We start from the raw sequence: 16,803 nt of genomic DNA on the forward strand, positions 1-16,803 counted from the left end.
CATATGTAAAGGCTTTCTTTATTACGGAGTAATTTTCTTTAAATATCCTTCTAACTGTTCTTTCGTTTGTTCACCTATAATTTGTTCGACTACTATTCCATCTTTATTAATCAAAAAGCTTGTCGGTAATGGTCCTACCCCATATGTGCTTATGATTTTTGTTCCTTTATCAATAGCAACTGGGAATTTCAAATCATATTGTTTCACAAAGTTCTTAACCGCAATATCTGTTTCATCTGCATCTAACGCAATAATTTCAACGCCTTTTTCTTTATACTTTGGATATAATTCGTTCATATAAGGCATTTCTTTTTCACACGGTTTACACCAAGTGCCCCAAAAGTTTAAAAATACACCTTTTCCCTTTAAATCTTTCAGTTCAATTTTCTTTCCTTCTAAATCTGTTACAACAAAGTTAGGTGCTTCTTTTCCAATTTGCATTTTCTCTTTATCATCAAAAAATCCTTGATAAAGTGTAAATCCTACAGCACCGCATAAAATGAGTAGAATAATAACACGAAATAATAAGCGATTTTTTTTCATATTGTCTCCCCTCTCTTCGACGAGTGATAAATATACGTATTTTTTAATAAATCACCAGCGGAGCATTCCACTGGTGAAAGTTTCACACTATCGATTAGCGCGGCTTTGTAGAAGCCAATGCACGTAATTGTTTCACCTCATGTGGTGACAATTCTCTCGCATCACCAGGTCGCAAGCTACCCACTTCTAAAAAGGCGTAGCGTTCACGCTTTAGTTTCACTACTTTACAATCTAACGCTTCAAACATGCGGCGTACTTGACGATTACGTCCTTCATGAATCGTTAATTGTACAATCGCAGTCTCTTTACGCTTGTCCCAAGAAATAATTTTCACTTGTGCTGGTGCTGTTTTCCCATCTTCTAATGCAACACCTCGTTCTAACATGCGAATTTTCTCACCTGTTAATGGCCCTTTAATTTTTGCAACATACGTTTTTTCAACTTTATATCTTGGATGCATTAATACATTTGCAAATTCCCCATCATTTGTCATCAATAATACGCCAGACGTATCATAATCTAAGCGTCCGATTGGGAATAAACGTTGTCTAATTTCAGGGAAAAAGTCTGTTACAACACTTCTTCCTTTATCATCTGATACACTTGAAATTACGCCAGTTGGTTTATATAGTAAAAAATAAACAGGTTCTTCTTTTTCAAGAGGGATGTTATTTACTTCTACTTTATCTTGAGGAGTTACTTTCGTTCCTAACTCCTTCACTATTTTTCCATTCACTTTTACTTTTCCTTGCTGAATTAATTCCTCAGCCTTTCTTCTCGATGCAATACCTGCTTGCGCAATCACTTTTTGTAATCGTTCCATTTCTTTTTTTCACCTCGAATTTATCTTACCTTACATTAGAAAGACTTGGCAACCGCATACGCTTGACGGCCATTCGCTTCATCTTACTTAAACAACATAGCGATGATAATAAACATATAAAGGGCAAATCATGTTTTTACCTTTTATTATTGTCCATATTCTTCATATTGCTCACAATAAAAGTTCATCATTTTGTCAAAAATACCACATAAAAAAACCACTATTAAGCAACACCTTAATAGTGGTCGTATACGTATTATAAGCGAAATAGCATAAAAAATGAATAGCCGCCTTACTTAAACATTAAAGAAACAAACACAATTGAACAAATAATCCCGATTAAATCGGCAAAAAGTCCTACTTTTAATGCATCTCCCATTTTTCTAATTCCAACAGCTCCGAAGTATACTGTTAAAATATAAAAAGTCGTATCTGTACTCCCTTGCATCGTAGAAGCCAATCTTCCAATAAACGAGTCTGGCCCATATGTGGCAATTAAATCGGTCGTAATACTTAAACCAGCAGAGCCTGAAATAGGGCGTATAAGTGCTAGTGGAACAATTTCTGCTGGGACATGAATTAAATCTAACATCGGCTTCATTACTGATATCATTGCATCTAACGCTCCAGACGCCCGAAAAATCGAAATAGATACAAGCATTCCAACCATAAACGGTAAAATAGAGATCGCAATTTGAATCCCTTCTTTTCCCCCCTCAACGAACGATTCATACGTCGGCACTTTCTTTATTGTGCCATATAAAAGGATAAAACCAATTACACAAGGGATTACCCATAATGATATCGTATTTACAATGCTCATTTTTTCCGCCCCTTCCTACTCCTTCTTCGGTAAAAATAGCGGTCAATCCAAATCGCTCCGATCATAGAGAGTACTTGTGCAATGAATGTTACCCCAACAATTTCAGTAGGATTCGCTGATTCATACGTCATTCGAATCGAAATGACAGTAGTAGGAATTAAAGTAATCGCTGATGTATTTAACGCGAGAAACGTTACCATAGAACGGCTCGCCGAATCCTTCCCTCCATTTAACTCTTTCAATTGTTCCATCGCTTTAATACCAAGAGGGGTTGCTGCATTACCTAACCCAAAAAAGTTCGCCATCATATTCGATAAAATAAATCCCATTGACGGATGATCTTTCGGTATTTCTGGAAACAACCTTTTTACTATCGGCATAAAAAGTGACACTAACTTTTTTAACAACCCTGCTTCCTCTGCAATTTTCATTAAACCGAGCCAAAATACTAATACACTAATAAGTCCTATACAAATTGTTACTGCATCTTTTGCTCCGTCAAATACGGCTTTATTTATTGCTTCCATCGTTCCATTTATCATGGCATATACAATCCCTATGACTGCCATCGCTACCCATACGAGATTAACCATCGCTCCCAACACCTATCATATGAGAAAAAATTTCTTTCACATTATTCCAATACATTCCCGTTGTAGCTACTAACTTTCGTTTACTATAAAATAAATTCCGTTCTCCAACTTTCTCATTGCCAACATAAATTTCCGTCTTCCCAACCTTTACTCCATCTTTAAGTTTTGCACTTTTATCAAGTTCAACTTTTAATACGACATTCTTTCTTTCCTGCTCAGTTAATGGCACTGCAAAACTATTTTTTGTATATACATGATTGGCATATTTCTTTTCAGTTATTTCAGCAAGAGCTCCTTGTCCTACAACGTTCGTTTGCTTGAAACGTTCAAAACCTTTATCAAATAAATTCATATGATCATCCCAATCGCTAGAAGCGCTCAAAGTTACGACAATTAGATCTAGTCCATCTTTTGATGCTGTTGTAACAAGTGTCCGTCCTGCTTTCTTCGTAAAACCTGTTTTTCCTCCTGTCGCAAATTCATAATAAGATGTCACGAGTTTATGTTTGTTTTTCCACGGATAATCCCACGAATCTGATTTATACGTTTTTGTCCCAAAAATCTTCTTAAAGGTTTCGTTCCCCATTGCATACTTTGTTAAAAGTGCCATATCATAGGCTGATGAATAATGGGATCCATCTCCATCCAAACCATGTGGGTTTGAAAAGTGAGTATCTTTCATTCCAATTTGTTTCGCCTTTTCATTCATTAAATATACGAACCCTTCTATACTTCCTCCTACATTTTCAGCAATTACTTGTGCTGCATCATTACCAGATCTAAGCATGAGTCCGTATACTAAATCCTCTAACTTCACTTTCTGTCCAGGCTTTAAATAAATTGCCGATCCTTCTACTCTCACCGCTTCATTACTAACCGATACCATTTCTTTCATTTTTCCTGATTCAGCAGCTAACAAGGCTGTCATAATTTTTGTTATACTAGCAATTTTTTGTGGCTCATGTTCTGCTTTTCCGTATAATACACGACCGGACTGTTGCTCCATTAATACAGCATTTCGAGCACTGACATTACTGTTCATCTTTGCATATGTAGGAATTGGTATAACGCTTGCGCACATAATAAGAAGCGTGATTATTACACAAATTCGTCTCATATTTCCCCCCACGTCCTTTTGGCACTTTTTGTACAAGTGTATGCTTGGCCTTTTAAAATATGAACGAAATCTCTTTCTCCTTCTAATAAAAAAGACGCAGAGAACCTGCGTCTAATACGGTGTCCATTCAATTTGTTTCGCACTTTCAAATCTTTTTTCTACATCAGGCCAATTTACAACATTCCACCAGTTTTTAATATATTCATCTTTTCGATTTTGGTATTGTAAATAATACGCATGTTCCCACACGTCTAGCACGAGGAGCGGTATCGTATCCCATTGTGTAAATAATTGATGAAGTGTACTCTGCAAAATTTCTAATCTTCCAGATCGTGGTACCCAAACGAGAAGCGCCCAGCCTGATCCTTCCACTTTAGAAGCTGCTTCTGTGAAATGTTTTTGAAAACGTAAAAAACTCCCAAAATCTTGTTCAATCTGTTGTGAAAGAGCCCCTCTTGGACTTCCGCCACCATCTTTTTTCATGTTATTCCAAAATATCGTGTGTAAGTAATGACCTGATCCATGAAAAGCCGCTTCTCTTTCCCAATGCTTAATTAAATCAAATTGATTTGTTTTTCTCGCTTCTTCCATCATTTTCTCTGCCTTATTTAACCCTTCCACGTAACTGCGATGATGTTTATCATGGTGTAACATCATAATTTCTCTAGAAATATACGGTTCTAACGCATTATACGGATAAGGTAATGGTGGAAGTGTATGCCCTCCAATCGGAACAGCTCGTTCACTATCCCCTCTTTCATATAGTTCATATTCCTCTTCTCCTTGCACGAATACTTCCTGCAAATGATGCTGAATATGTTCTACATCATCACTTATTTCATACATAAACTCTGCATCTGTATCATACTCATGCTCTTTCATACGATCTAATAACGTTTGAATTTTATAAGCAAGCATATGGACATCATACACTTCCATTGCACGGCTATCTAATACGTGAAGAACACTTTCACACCAGCTTTCTACTTCATGAAAGTAATCTGTAAATACACCTTGCTGACTCATGTTACACCTCCTTAATGCTATCCCCATAAATATATTCAAAGGAAATCCCTTATATAACTTTACAAAAGGAAAAGAAGCTAAGTCCCCTTAGCTTCTTTTTCGCAATTAATATTTGTGTAACATCTTTGTTTGGTAATCCGTCTCATAATATTCTAGTTCTTCACGCATCAATTGAAATTTTCCTTCTAAACTCTTCATTACTTGCTCTATAGATGCTGGTGGCGTTTGTTGAAAAACGATGGAGTTTTTCCCTGTATAGGCAGACCGACTATTTTCATACCAATGATCACTCTTTGGTGAGAAAAACTCTGCAATTACTTGATGATAAATTTTATATAAAATTTTCTCAGCTGCTGTTTTTCGAAATGGCTGGCTATTTAACAAAACAAAACATGCATCATGTCCTTCTTCACAAAAAACGAGAAGACGTCTTATTGATGCTAATAACCCTTTATAATATTGCTCGTTCCCTGCTGGTTTTTCTTCTAATAAAGAAGGCAACGTATGATAATTTACATAATTGGTTATCAAAGTAATAACATCTTCTAAAAACATAGAAACTTGTTCTGTTTGATTTTCAACCATTAGATTAGACATTTTTTCCCTCTCCTTTGCCATTTCACGCTATTTCTACTCTTTTATTTTTATGTAATTCAGCTAATATTTCTTGTACTTTCACCACTGTTTCCTCATCAAAATATTGTTGGAATGCTTCTATATTATTTAAATATAAACGTTTTTGCATGCGATGCTCATTCTCTTTCAGTAAACAACATATCGCTACAATATCCCGTAAATATATGTCTTGTTCTTCTACTTTACATACTGGATTTCCTTCAAAAGGAGTAATTTCTTGTAAAACTTCTTCAAAATATCGAACGTATAAAACGGAAAAAGTTCTCTCTTTATTATTTAATATATATGTCACTTCAGATCTATTAAAGAAATCTTCTGATGTATTAGGTTTCGCTTTCTCTAACTCATATCCCGCATAACCTATTATAATCATCTACTTCCCCTCTCTTCCTTCTTTCAATTCATTTTAACTTAATTTTCTGACAAACGAAATACTCTTTTAAATATAACCCATATAAAAAATAGCTTCCCTATACAGGAATTTACCTTTTTATTTTTCTTGAAGTTTGTCATAATAATATTATTGTCTCAGTTTTCTTATACAAGGAGAGTTGTATTTATGTCGTTTTCATGGAAACGTTTCTTACAAATCGGGAAAATTATCTTCCCATTTGTTGTATTAACAATTGTATTCTTTCAAGCAAAAAAAGAATTAGCAGGCATTTCTTTTTTAGAAGCAATCAATACAATTAAAAACATTCCAACCGGAGGAGTCTTTTTAGCAATTACACTTGGTGCATTTGCCGTATCAACAATGTTCTTTTATGACTATGTTATGCTTCGTTATTTAAAAGCTGATATACCAGTCCAAAAGATTTTTCGTATCTCATGGATTGCTAATACTTTAAATGGATTTATTGGGTTTGGTGGTCTCGTTGGAGCTGGTGTACGCACAATGCTTTATCGTCCATACATAAAAGAAAATGGCAAACTTATTAAAAGTATCGCCTGGATGACAACTGCTTTTATTAACGGACTCGCAATTCTTTCTTTCCTCGGTCTTATTGGAATATTAGACACAAGTTTTATTTTGCATGAAAAACCGTGGCTATGGCCTGTTCTTATTTTCTTCGCCCTTTTCGTCCCTATATACATTGGCTTTTCTAAACTAAAAAATAGAAAACCAAAGCAAACCGAAGGGCAAGAAGACGGGGAAGAAGAAAAAAATCCAACTGTTTTATACTCATTAGTTTCATTAGTTGAGTGGGTATCTGCCGGTATTGTTATGTACGTCATACTAATATTATTTGGTATCGATATCGAATTTCAAAAGTTTTTAGGTGTGTATGTAATTGCTGCTTTAGCTGGTGTTGTTAGTCTTGTTCCTGGTGGACTTGGTTCATTTGATCTTGTCTTTTTAACTGGGCTCGGACAATACGGCATTGATACAGGCGTATTACTACCTGCTATGTTATTATATCGCCTCGTCTATTACATTTTACCTTTCTGCCTTGGTCTTATTTTTGCAGCTTTTGAAATGACAGGCGTGGCCATTAAAAAGTTTGAAGATAAACCTTTTATTGCGCCTGCATTAGAAACAACTGGTGTTATATGGACTTTGCAGCGTGATTTTCTAGGAAAACTAGGTTCATGGGCCTCTGCTGCTTTAACAGTATTTGCTGGATTAATGGTTATTTTATCGACCATTCTACCGACAAGTATAAACAGGGCACACGCCTTACATATTCTAGCTCCAAAACATCTTATTCAATTTTCTTTTAGCTTATCACTAACATTTGGTATTCTCCTCCTGATCCTTTCGCGAGGGATATATTATGGAACAAAGCGTTCTTACTATATGACGATTATTTCTTTAATCGGAGCAGCCATCTTTAATACGCTAAAAGGGATTGATATTGAAGAGACGTTTATTTTATTAATCGTACTCGCTGTATTATATATGCTTCGTAAAAGATTTGTACGCGAGAAAATGGAAGTCTCACTTTCTGATATGGTAAAAGTTTTTATATTCTTACTCATAACTTTATATTTATATAAAAACTTAGGTATTTTATTTGCAGGTGCAAAAGAAGCTTTTAAACCTGATTTTGTCGTTCGTAATATTACACAAGTGAAACGAAGTGCATTAGCAGCTGCCTTTTTCGTTCCTACATTTTTACTGATTGGCTCACTCATTGCCAATCGTTATCGAAATGAATTTCCCGGGCAACCAGCTAATGATAAAAGGTTGCAAAACTTTTTAGATGAACATGATGGTAATGTACTTAGTCATTTAGGATTTTTAGGAGATAAACAATTTTTCTTCAGTAGTGATGGGAAAGCGCTCCTTCTCTTCTCTATAACCGGAAAACGTCTCGTTGTGCTAGGTGATCCAATTGGGGATCCTTCCTCCTACCGTACTGTGTTACAAGAGTTTTTAGCTGAGGCTGATCGATTTGGATACATTTGTGTATTCTACCAAATAGAAAGTAAATGGATGAGTTTATATCATGATTTTGGTTACAACTTCTTTAAACTTGGTGAAGAAGCTGTCGTTGATTTGAACACATTTACAATAACAGGAAAAAAACGAGCCGGTATGCGAGCGACTTTCAACCGTTTCGAACGAGAAGGCTATACATTCTCTATTCATCAGCCACCATTCTCAAACGAATTATTTGAAGAGTTAAGAAAAGTTTCAGATGCGTGGCTCGGCGGAAAAAAAGAGAAAGGTTTTTCACTCGGATACTTTGATCGTGAATATATTAGCCGAGCACCTATCGCTACATTATGTGATGCTGATGGAAAAATCATTGCATTTACAACCTTTATGCCCGTATATCAAGACGGATCATTGTCTGTTGATTTAATGCGCTATTATCCAGATGCACCTAGCGGCATTATGGATGCAATTTTCATCCACCTATTCCAGTGGGCAAAAGAAAATGAATACCACTCCTTTAATATTGGTATGGCACCACTTTCAAATGTAGGTTTATCGACACAATCTTTTTGGTCCGAACGAGTTGCTGCTGCCATCTTTAATAATGTTCGTTATACTTATAGCTTCAGCGGGCTACGTCATTTTAAAGAAAAATATAAACCAGCATGGAGCGGTAAATATTTAGCATTTAGAAAGAATCATTCTTTACCAATTACAATGCTCTCTGTAACAAAATTAATAGGAAAAAGAAAAAACAGCTAAACATTTAGCTGTTTTTTCTTTTTTGAACTTGTACAATAAATTCTTTTTCATATTTCTTACCATTTATATAGAAATCTCCCCATATTTTATACGTTCCTTCTATAGGAAATGTAATACGGTATTGTAATTGCTCATCTGTATCAACAGGTATTGCGTATAAAAAGTTTTCTCTCGTTTCGTCCACGATATAGAGCGCTTCCACTTCTCCTCTCTCTGAATGTAATTTCAATTTCTCACCCTTTTTCGCTTGGAATTGAAATGTTAACGTCGCTGGTTCATTCGGATGCAATGCACCAAATAATAGAGAAACTTCATACTCCCCTATTTTTTTTGTAAGCACACTATCAATTGGAAATTTTACTTTTTTCTTATTTTTCTCCTCTATTTCTCTCCCAAAATCTTTCTTCGCAAATGATTTCACAGACTTGTTTTTGTCTTCATATAAAAATATTGTATATCTTTCATCTTTCGCTATGTTGGAAGATACCTTATATGATCCATTCCCTGCAAATGTAGGTTTCATTTGTTGTACATGTTTTAATTGTCCGTCTACAATAACTGCCCGAATTTGATCATTCACACCACGAACTTCGTTATTTTTATTATTTAGTAATTGAAACAAAATATTTACTTTCTCATTTCCTTTTCCATTTGACACATCCCATTTTACTTCCTGAACATCACCTACAGTCTCTGTAGTTTCCTGATACTTTTTTATGTAAAATCCGCCTACTACAATAAATAGTAAAGCAACAAGTCCAATGACAAGATTTTTCAAAATATCACCTACCATTTTTATTGTCTCTGTTCATACAAAACTTCTTACATATATATTCTAGATTATGATTTATGAAATCCTCCTGCTTTGCACATATTACAAATAATTAAAAGATTTTAATTGAAAGGATTGATAGTGTATAATGCAAATGATATTGATTTCTATCAATACATTATAAGGAGGACTTTTCATGAGTGTACATATTGAAGCAAAACAAGGCGAAATTGCTGAATCTATTCTATTACCTGGTGATCCATTACGTGCAAAATATATCGCTGAAACATTTCTAGAGGACGTTACTTGCTATAATAACGTGCGTGGTATGTTAGGTTTCACTGGAACTTATAAAGGAAAACGCGTATCTGTTCAAGGTACAGGTATGGGTGTTCCTTCTATTTCTATTTATGTAAACGAATTAATCCAAAGCTACGGAGTTAAAAATTTAATTCGCGTTGGAACTTGCGGTGCGATTCAAAAAGACGTAAAAGTACGTGACGTTATTATTGCAATGACAGCTTGTACGGATTCTAATATGAACCGTTTAACATTCCCAGGTTTTGATTTTGCACCAGCTGCAAACTTTGACCTTTTAAAGAAAGCTTACGATGCTGGAACTGAAAAAGGCTTACACGTTCGTGTTGGTAATGTTTTAACAGCAGATGTATTTTACCGCGAAAGCATGGACATGGTTAAAAAACTTGGAGATTATGGTGTACTAGCAGTAGAAATGGAAACAACTGCTCTTTACACATTAGCAGCGAAATACGGTGTAAACGCGTTATCTGTATTAACAGTAAGCGATCACATTTTCACTGGTGAAGAAACAACATCTGAAGAGCGTCAAACTACATTTAACGAAATGATTGAAATCGCTTTAGATGCAGCAATTCAACAATAATACATTAAAGAACTCGTCATACGTCTGTCGAGTTCTTTTTATGTGACTTTTTACTAAAAACTACTTTCGGAAGAGACAGATTTTCTCCTCTACTTTTTTGTAACGTTTGTTATAATAAAGAAATCATTTACAGTATTTCTCACAAGAGGTGACGCAGTGAAAAACAGAAGTATCGTCTTTAAACTATTTTTATTAACATCAACATTATTTACAATCATATTCCTCCTTTTTTTCTTAGGACAATCTCTATTTTTAGAGAAATTTTACATTAATAAAAAAGTAAAAACAGTTCAAACTGCTTTTGAGAAGTTCGTAAATACTTACGAAGAAAGTGGTAAAACTTATGAGGAAATTCGAAAACTAAAACAAGAATTTCATGACAAAACAAATGCTGAAATGCAGTTTTTAAATACGAACGGCATTATTAAAAGTGACAATAATTTCTACATTGATGTAATTAATCCTAAAAATAATAAAGCATATTCCATTCCACTCAATAATGTTTTAACGCCAGAAGAATATAATAAATTCGAAAACTTAGGATTGAAAAAAGATGGGATGATAAACGTCGTCGGTTTTGTACAAGATTCCACCATAACACCACTAGAATTGACAACAAACTATAATCGATGGCAAAACGAAAATGTCAACTCAGATTTTCAATCCATTAATGGAAACCCTGCTAAAAATAGACTTACAAGCCGATCCAAAACTGTGACTCAAATTGAGTTTACTGGTATCGTATCTAAGTTACAGCTTCCATCCAAAGCGGATGTTCGTCTTGCAAATGATTTTGAAACATTACAAGCCGTTCAATATTTTGCAGAGATTATTAGAAATGGCACTGCGAACTCACACCAATTAAACACTTATATAATAGATGGTGGAGAGAATATAAAAAATAGTATCTTTGTAAAACCTATTGTGGAAAATGGAAAAATTACAGAGTACGCTTTTGCGATAGCATCTTTACAACCTGTTAATGAAGCGATGCTCGTTTTAAAGGATTATTATGTCTATGCCTTAATCATCGTATTTCTCGTAATTATTTTATTATCCTTCTACTACTCAAAAATCATTGTGAAACCATTAATTAAAATGAATCGCGTTACAAAAAAAATGGCCAATTTTGATTTTAGTGAAAAATTACCTGTGACAGCAGACGATGAAATTGGCGGGCTTTCCGGTAGTATTAATACGTTATCTGTAAACTTAAAAGACCGAATCGATCGATTAAATGTTGCCAATACAAAATTACAACAAGATATTGAACGTGAACGTCAATTAGAGAAAACGCGAAAAGAATTCATTTCTGGTGTATCACACGAATTAAAAACACCACTTAGTGTAATTAGAAGTTTCGCAGAAGGAATTAAAGATGGCGTTAGTAAAGATACGACGTATTACACAGATGTTATTTTAGAAGAAACAGAAAACATGAACAGACTTATTGTTGAAATGTTAGAATTAGCAAAACTAGAATCTGGTACGTACAAACTAGATATGACGACATTCTCAATCGGTGAATTAATTCAACAAGTCTATACAAAGTTATTATTTAGCATGGAGGAAAAGCATTTACAAGTGAACGTAGATGTAGACTCTTCTATATTCGTTAAAGCGAATCGTAGTCGTATTGAGCAAGTCGTTGTGAACTTACTTAGCAATGCAATTCGCTATACGCCAGGTGGAGAAAAAATACACGTCTCCGTTATAGAACTGGAAGATATAGTAAAAGTCGAAATCGAAAACACAGGAAACCCTATCCCTGAAGAAAGTCTTGAAAAAATTTGGGATCGTTTCTACCGTTTAGATGCATCTCGTAGCCGTCATACTGGAGGTACCGGTCTTGGGTTATCTATTGTAAAAAACATTTTAGACCTCCACCATGCCGAGTACGGTGTATATAACACGACTAATAGTGTTGTATTCTACTTTAATTTACAAAAAGTAAAAGAAGTCAAATAATTTGTCTTAATTTCACTAGGAGTTCACATGAAATTCACACTCTCCCTTTATAGTAGGAAACAAGTTAATCCTTTCCTTTACACACATAAAAGAGGAGAGTGCGTGAAATGAAACAAGCAGGACAACCTATTCAAAATGAAAAACAATTAGAAACTATCAAAAATATACTTTTACAATCTTCGAAACGTGATGGCTTATTATTCGTATTAGCTGTAAATTCTGGCTTAAAAGTAAGTGAAATCTTACAATTAAAAGTTAGTGATGTAATCGATGAACATGAAAATGTTCGCCATTCCATTTTATTTTACAATGAAAAAGTAAAGAAACATAAATGGTTTGCTGTAAATGAAGACTTGCAGCACGCGATCGAAGACTACATGAAAGAACGTAAAACTTGGAAACGTAATGAACCATTATTAAAGTCTCAAAAAGGAACGAAATCTATTACGAGACAACATGCATGGTACATTTTAAACAAAGCTGCAAAAGAAGTTGGATTAGAAGGGATTAGCTCACATACACTTCGAAAAACTTGGGGATATTGTGCATACAAATCAGGTGTTGATATCGCATTTTTACAACACTTCTTTGATCATAGTACTCCATCAAAAACTTTAAAGTATATCGGTATTGCTTAATAACTCTTATACATAAAAAAAGTTACCATTTATAAATGGTAACCTTTTTTATGTTTCACATTCTCTTTTCTTGTCTCTCCTATATTGTAGTGGTACTCTAATAGTAAGGGGGAGAAATTATGAACACATTAACAATTGAATTACCGAAAGAAACGGCTGAAAAACTTGATTTATTAAAACAAGCTTATGAAAAGAAAACAGGTGCTTCCATTTCTGAAAGTACTCTTGTTCAAACACTTATCTCAAAAGAGTTTATCCAAGCGATAACTCCTTTTGATTTACAACAATTCGTCACTGGAAAAGAACAGCATTAATTGCTGTTCTTTTTTTTTGATACTTTATTAGGAGTTTACTAGCATTCTCCCCCGAAAAACTTCTTTGCTTCAGCCAAACCTTTTATCAGGAATCTTCCTACCCGGTAATGTCTCATAAAAAGTTTTTTATTTATTTTTCGGAAAACTATTGACAATGATAATGATAACCATTATCATTTATTACGAAGCCAACAATTGATGAATCAACCAAACGCTCAGTAACATTGTTACCCCTCTTTTTCATATAGAAAGGCACTGTACATTCCCCCTGTTTGTACAGTGCCTTTCTTGTTTATTATCATTCAAACAAATTTAATTGCTCAGGCTTCGGCTCACCATATGTAATGTTCATCATTTTCATAAGCTGTTTCGCATTATCCGCTGCATCTCCGCCCGAATTATTGTTAAATAGTACATATATGTCCTTTGTCTTCTTTTTTAATTGCTCTAGTCTTTCTACCCATTCTTCTAATTCTTTATTGTTGTAGCGATATAAGCAACGAACCGCTCTCCAATTTTCCCCTTTATCAAGCCACCCATGAACATTCCTACCATGAAAACGTATTAACACCATCTCTGCATTCGTTACTTCTAATACGAGCGGTACCGAACCTATCCCGGCCTGCGGCTCATCACAAATGGTATGAATCCATTTCTCATGTTCTAGAAACTGTATCGTCTTATCTTTCATTTCGGGATAAAACCATGTTTGATTTCGAAATTCTATGGCACACGGTAAACCTTCCATTTTTTCTTTCGTATATCGAAGAAAATCCACATTTTTCTTTTTACAATCAAACCATGGTGGATATTGAAATAAAATCATTTTTAATTTATCAGCTTCTATTAAAGGCAGAATAGATTGTTTGTACACATCAAACATCTCATCAAACGTAGAAAAAGGGATTTCACCTTTCATATGTCCTGTCATTCCTTGATATGCTTTTACTATAAAAGCAAAATCTTTCGGTGTTTCCATTGCCCATTTTGTATAGTTTCGTGCAGGTTGCATCGCATAAAATGAACTATCCACTTCCACTATAGGAAAATACTCACTATATGTTCGTAATTTATTTCTATTTTCATAGGGATCTATATATAAAGAATCATGATCTCCCCACCCTGTCACTCCAATGAAAAGCAAATATATCCCTCCCTTTTTAACTTCACCTTCTATTCATTCTACTCACTTCCCGAACACTTCAGCTAATCAATTTTATTAAGTAGCCCCTTCTTTAAGAGTATCCGTATAAAAATATGATATACTAGATGGAAGAATTTTTAAATTGAGGGGTTATTTATTTATGCTTCCAAACGATGATATTGTATCTCATGAAAAACGAATAGAAGAATTAGAAAATAAAGTACGTTTTTATGAAGAACTTGTGAATCAATTACCACATCATTTCACATACAAAAATCCACATATTGGTTTACAAATAAAGAAAACGAGAACGACTCATTCCATTCAAAACATAAAAAAAGAGAATAAAGAGGCTGATTTTCAACTTACTTGCGATTCATTATTTTTATTTGAGCAACTTGAAACATACTTCATTCATATTTTTGATGCTTTTTCACATCATGTAACCTTTGTTGATGCTAAAGGAAATATCACTTTATGTAACCAAGCTGCAGCAGATGATTTTGGTGTAGTACGAAATGATATAATCGGAAAGCCAATTCAACAATTACTACAATTGCCAGAAGAAAAAATTAAAGCTCTTGAAACATTAAGAACGGGAACAGAAATATATAATGAAGAAGTTTTAGACAAAAACTATGGCATTTTAAATAACCGAATTATTCGTGATTATAACGGAGAGATTTTTAGAGTTATTAGTGTCTTTCATTATTTAAACACAGAACGTGATGCAGAGAAATTTTCTTTAGCAGGGCGAATTGCAGCTGGGATTGCACATGAAGTACGTAATCCTCTTACAACCGTACGAGGTTATTTACAATTTTTACAAGAAACTGTTTCTCCATCTAATAAAGAATTATTTGAAAACTTACTTATTCCTGAATTAGACCGCGCAAATAGTATTATTACAAAATTTTTAGCTATTTCAAAAACACGCGAATTTACAAGAGAACCGTTTCCTATTAATACATTTTTACGTGAGTATATTCAACAGTTACTAGCTAGTGAAGTCTTTTTACATAATATTTCAATTGATTATAATTTTTCTACCGAATTAGATGATGTATTAGTCCATATTGATCGTCATGAACTTGTACAAGTTTTTTTAAACCTATTTCAGAATGCTGTCGATGCTCAAGGTGAAAAAAAACTTTCTATCCAAATTACTAGTTATCGCCTAGATAATTTTGTTCGTATTACTTTCACTGATAATGGAATTGGTATTCCAACAGCCATTCAAGAGTATATCTTTGATCCATTCTTCTCAACAAAAGATTCGGGCACAGGACTGGGCTTGTCAGTAACGAAGAAAATTATTCAAAATCATAACGGTACATTAAAAATGACCAGTAATCAAGATGGTACAACTTTCACTATTTCAATTCCAATTTTACCTAAAACAACCCTTGAAAGATTAAATGACTACAAATGAGGTACTCCTCCACAAACTGCATGCCAATTGTTAAATACCTACAACAATTAGCATGCAGTTTTTTATGCTGAATTTTTCGTCTTTACATTATATAAACCTTCTCTTTATCTTACTTATTTTTGCTAAGAGGGCCAATTTCTTATTTTTTTTTAGAAATGGTAGTTTGTCCATCACGAATTTAGTATAAATTTCATTTTAATATATAGTAACGACTATTGATTCTATGAAAGAAAGGAATGAAAAGATGAACAATAAAAATAAAGGAAAAGTATTTTATGGTAATGATTGTTGCGAAGTCAGAGCTTGTAGTTATATTAACATCTCTAAGTCCGAACTTACAGAATTCGTTAGACTTCTTCAAGCTCTTGGCCAAGCTATTCAAGCTGTCTTTCAAAACCCTTCTCAAAATAATATCGATAACTTGATTGCTGCCCTAAATAACCTACAAAAATTCCTCAATTGCTTAGATTTATCTCCAGCACAAAAACAAATTGGAAATTCTATTATCGCTAATCTATTAACTATTTTAAAAACAAAACCTTTCTCATGCGGAGCATTGTACGTTGAGCTACAAAGCTTGCTTAATTATTTATTGTATATCGCTAAGTTATTCAAAGTAGATTGCTGCACTATCGACAAACTAGTTAAACTCATAACAGAGATCCAAACTATCCTAGTTCAATACGGGTCAGGTTGCCTTGGAGGAGGAGCAACAGGTGCTACTGGGGCTACTGGACCTCAAGGTGCTACTGGACCTCAAGGACCGGCTGGTGCTCAAGGTGCTACTGGCGCTCAAGGTGCTACTGGTGCTCAAGGTGCTACTGGCGCTCAAGGTGCTACTGGTGCTCAAGGACCAGCTGGCGCTCAAGGTGCTACTGGAGCTCAAGGTGCGACTGGCGCTCCAGGTGCGCCTGGGGCGGAAGGG

At 34.5% G+C, this 16,803-nt stretch carries 17 protein-coding genes; 7 read left to right on the forward strand and 10 right to left on the reverse strand.

Going from position 1 to position 16,803, the window contains the following annotated elements; translation table 11 throughout:
* Window positions 1-21: 21 nt before the first annotated feature.
* The 8 genes from resA to JDS99_RS08565 form a co-directional block, all read right to left on the reverse strand.
* Window positions 22-543, reverse strand: coding sequence for a thiol-disulfide oxidoreductase ResA (resA, locus tag JDS99_RS08530; RefSeq protein WP_087985528.1), 522 nt, complete (start codon window positions 541-543; stop codon window positions 22-24).
* A 94-nt stretch (window positions 544-637) separates the two neighbouring features.
* Complete coding sequence (gene rluB / locus JDS99_RS08535) at window positions 638-1,366, reverse strand: 23S rRNA pseudouridine(2605) synthase RluB (protein ID WP_000440552.1); 729 nt, start codon at window positions 1,364-1,366, stop codon at window positions 638-640.
* 292 nt (window positions 1,367-1,658) lie between these two features.
* Window positions 1,659-2,189 (reverse strand): spore maturation protein SpmB, encoded by a 531-nt coding sequence (gene spmB, locus JDS99_RS08540; RefSeq protein ID WP_000029511.1) that lies wholly within the window; start codon window positions 2,187-2,189, stop codon window positions 1,659-1,661.
* The gene (gene spmA, locus JDS99_RS08545; RefSeq protein ID WP_000247806.1) at window positions 2,186-2,782 is read right to left on the reverse strand and encodes a spore maturation protein SpmA; all 597 of its coding nucleotides are present in this window, start codon (window positions 2,780-2,782) and stop codon (window positions 2,186-2,188) included. The genes spmB and spmA overlap by 4 nt, the downstream gene beginning before the upstream one ends.
* The gene (gene dacB, locus JDS99_RS08550; RefSeq protein ID WP_116443083.1) at window positions 2,775-3,899 is read right to left on the reverse strand and encodes a D-alanyl-D-alanine carboxypeptidase DacB; all 1,125 of its coding nucleotides are present in this window, start codon (window positions 3,897-3,899) and stop codon (window positions 2,775-2,777) included. The genes spmA and dacB overlap by 8 nt, the downstream gene beginning before the upstream one ends.
* A 111-nt stretch (window positions 3,900-4,010) precedes the next feature.
* The gene (locus tag JDS99_RS08555) at window positions 4,011-4,925 is read right to left on the reverse strand and encodes a superoxide dismutase (RefSeq protein WP_000082674.1); all 915 of its coding nucleotides are present in this window, start codon (window positions 4,923-4,925) and stop codon (window positions 4,011-4,013) included.
* Between the two features lie 105 nt (window positions 4,926-5,030).
* Window positions 5,031-5,522: a YpuI family protein gene (locus tag JDS99_RS08560; RefSeq protein ID WP_000067570.1), complete on the reverse strand. Its 492-nt coding sequence runs from the start codon at window positions 5,520-5,522 to the stop codon at window positions 5,031-5,033.
* A 22-nt stretch (window positions 5,523-5,544) separates the two neighbouring features.
* Window positions 5,545-5,934: a hypothetical protein gene (locus JDS99_RS08565; RefSeq protein WP_000583791.1), complete on the reverse strand. Its 390-nt coding sequence runs from the start codon at window positions 5,932-5,934 to the stop codon at window positions 5,545-5,547.
* A gap of 186 nt (window positions 5,935-6,120) precedes the next feature.
* On the opposite strand from JDS99_RS08565, the gene mprF reads away from it, so the two are divergent.
* A complete protein-coding gene (mprF, locus tag JDS99_RS08570) occupies window positions 6,121-8,706 on the forward strand; it encodes a bifunctional lysylphosphatidylglycerol flippase/synthetase MprF (protein ID WP_087985525.1) in 2,586 nt (861 codons plus the stop codon).
* A 4-nt stretch (window positions 8,707-8,710) separates the two neighbouring features.
* Here mprF and JDS99_RS08575 read toward each other — a convergent pair whose 3' ends face one another.
* Window positions 8,711-9,499: a hypothetical protein gene (locus JDS99_RS08575; RefSeq protein ID WP_141499058.1), complete on the reverse strand. Its 789-nt coding sequence runs from the start codon at window positions 9,497-9,499 to the stop codon at window positions 8,711-8,713.
* A gap of 175 nt (window positions 9,500-9,674) precedes the next feature.
* Here JDS99_RS08575 and deoD point away from each other — a divergent pair, with 175 nt between their 5' ends.
* The 4 genes from deoD to JDS99_RS08595 all read left to right on the forward strand — a co-directional run bounded on the left by deoD (window position 9,675) and on the right by JDS99_RS08595 (window position 13,302).
* A complete protein-coding gene (gene deoD / locus JDS99_RS08580) occupies window positions 9,675-10,382 on the forward strand; it encodes a purine-nucleoside phosphorylase (RefSeq protein ID WP_000110707.1) in 708 nt (235 codons plus the stop codon).
* Window positions 10,383-10,538: 156 nt separating this feature from the next.
* Window positions 10,539-12,350, forward strand: a complete 1,812-nt coding sequence (locus JDS99_RS08585) for a sensor histidine kinase (RefSeq protein ID WP_098857588.1) — start codon at window positions 10,539-10,541, stop codon at window positions 12,348-12,350.
* Between the two features lie 107 nt (window positions 12,351-12,457).
* On the forward strand, window positions 12,458-12,988 hold the full coding sequence (locus JDS99_RS08590; RefSeq protein WP_000806231.1) for a tyrosine-type recombinase/integrase: 531 nt from the start codon (window positions 12,458-12,460) through the stop codon (window positions 12,986-12,988).
* 119 nt (window positions 12,989-13,107) lie between these two features.
* The gene (locus tag JDS99_RS08595; RefSeq protein WP_001094861.1) at window positions 13,108-13,302 is read left to right on the forward strand and encodes a DUF3924 domain-containing protein; all 195 of its coding nucleotides are present in this window, start codon (window positions 13,108-13,110) and stop codon (window positions 13,300-13,302) included.
* A 298-nt stretch (window positions 13,303-13,600) separates the two neighbouring features.
* Here the strand turns inward: JDS99_RS08595 and JDS99_RS08600 are convergent, their stop codons facing one another.
* Window positions 13,601-14,446 (reverse strand): DUF72 domain-containing protein, encoded by an 846-nt coding sequence (locus tag JDS99_RS08600; protein ID WP_000897337.1) that lies wholly within the window; start codon window positions 14,444-14,446, stop codon window positions 13,601-13,603.
* A 160-nt stretch (window positions 14,447-14,606) separates the two neighbouring features.
* Here JDS99_RS08600 and JDS99_RS08605 point away from each other — a divergent pair, with 160 nt between their 5' ends.
* Together JDS99_RS08605 and JDS99_RS08610 are read left to right on the forward strand one after the other, a co-directional pair.
* Window positions 14,607-15,878 (forward strand): ATP-binding protein, encoded by a 1,272-nt coding sequence (locus JDS99_RS08605; protein ID WP_000937261.1) that lies wholly within the window; start codon window positions 14,607-14,609, stop codon window positions 15,876-15,878.
* A gap of 223 nt (window positions 15,879-16,101) precedes the next feature.
* Window positions 16,102-16,803: collagen-like protein (locus tag JDS99_RS08610; RefSeq protein WP_199694926.1), on the forward strand; the 702-nt coding region annotated here is incomplete at its 3' end.

The sequence above is a fragment of the Bacillus cereus group sp. N6 genome (assembly GCF_016483705.1).
Taxonomy (GTDB): Bacteria; Bacillota; Bacilli; order Bacillales; family Bacillaceae_G; genus Bacillus_A; species Bacillus_A wiedmannii.

Coding starts and splice junctions, on each gene's coding strand:
- resA (WP_087985528.1), bottom strand. CDS start 543: ATGAAAAAAAATCGCTTATTATTTCGTGTTATTATTCTACTCATTTTA.
- rluB (WP_000440552.1), bottom strand. CDS start 1,366: ATGGAACGATTACAAAAAGTGATTGCGCAAGCAGGTATTGCATCGAGA.
- spmB (WP_000029511.1), bottom strand. CDS start 2,189: ATGAGCATTGTAAATACGATATCATTATGGGTAATCCCTTGTGTAATT.
- spmA (WP_000247806.1), bottom strand. CDS start 2,782: ATGGTTAATCTCGTATGGGTAGCGATGGCAGTCATAGGGATTGTATAT.
- dacB (WP_116443083.1), bottom strand. CDS start 3,899: ATGAGACGAATTTGTGTAATAATCACGCTTCTTATTATGTGCGCAAGC.
- JDS99_RS08555 (WP_000082674.1), bottom strand. CDS start 4,925: ATGAGTCAGCAAGGTGTATTTACAGATTACTTTCATGAAGTAGAAAGC.
- JDS99_RS08560 (WP_000067570.1), bottom strand. CDS start 5,522: ATGTCTAATCTAATGGTTGAAAATCAAACAGAACAAGTTTCTATGTTT.
- JDS99_RS08565 (WP_000583791.1), bottom strand. CDS start 5,934: ATGATTATAATAGGTTATGCGGGATATGAGTTAGAGAAAGCGAAACCT.
- mprF (WP_087985525.1), top strand. CDS start 6,121: ATGTCGTTTTCATGGAAACGTTTCTTACAAATCGGGAAAATTATCTTC.
- JDS99_RS08575 (WP_141499058.1), bottom strand. CDS start 9,499: ATGGTAGGTGATATTTTGAAAAATCTTGTCATTGGACTTGTTGCTTTA.
- deoD (WP_000110707.1), top strand. CDS start 9,675: ATGAGTGTACATATTGAAGCAAAACAAGGCGAAATTGCTGAATCTATT.
- JDS99_RS08590 (WP_000806231.1), top strand. CDS start 12,458: ATGAAACAAGCAGGACAACCTATTCAAAATGAAAAACAATTAGAAACT.
- JDS99_RS08595 (WP_001094861.1), top strand. CDS start 13,108: ATGAACACATTAACAATTGAATTACCGAAAGAAACGGCTGAAAAACTT.
- JDS99_RS08605 (WP_000937261.1), top strand. CDS start 14,607: ATGCTTCCAAACGATGATATTGTATCTCATGAAAAACGAATAGAAGAA.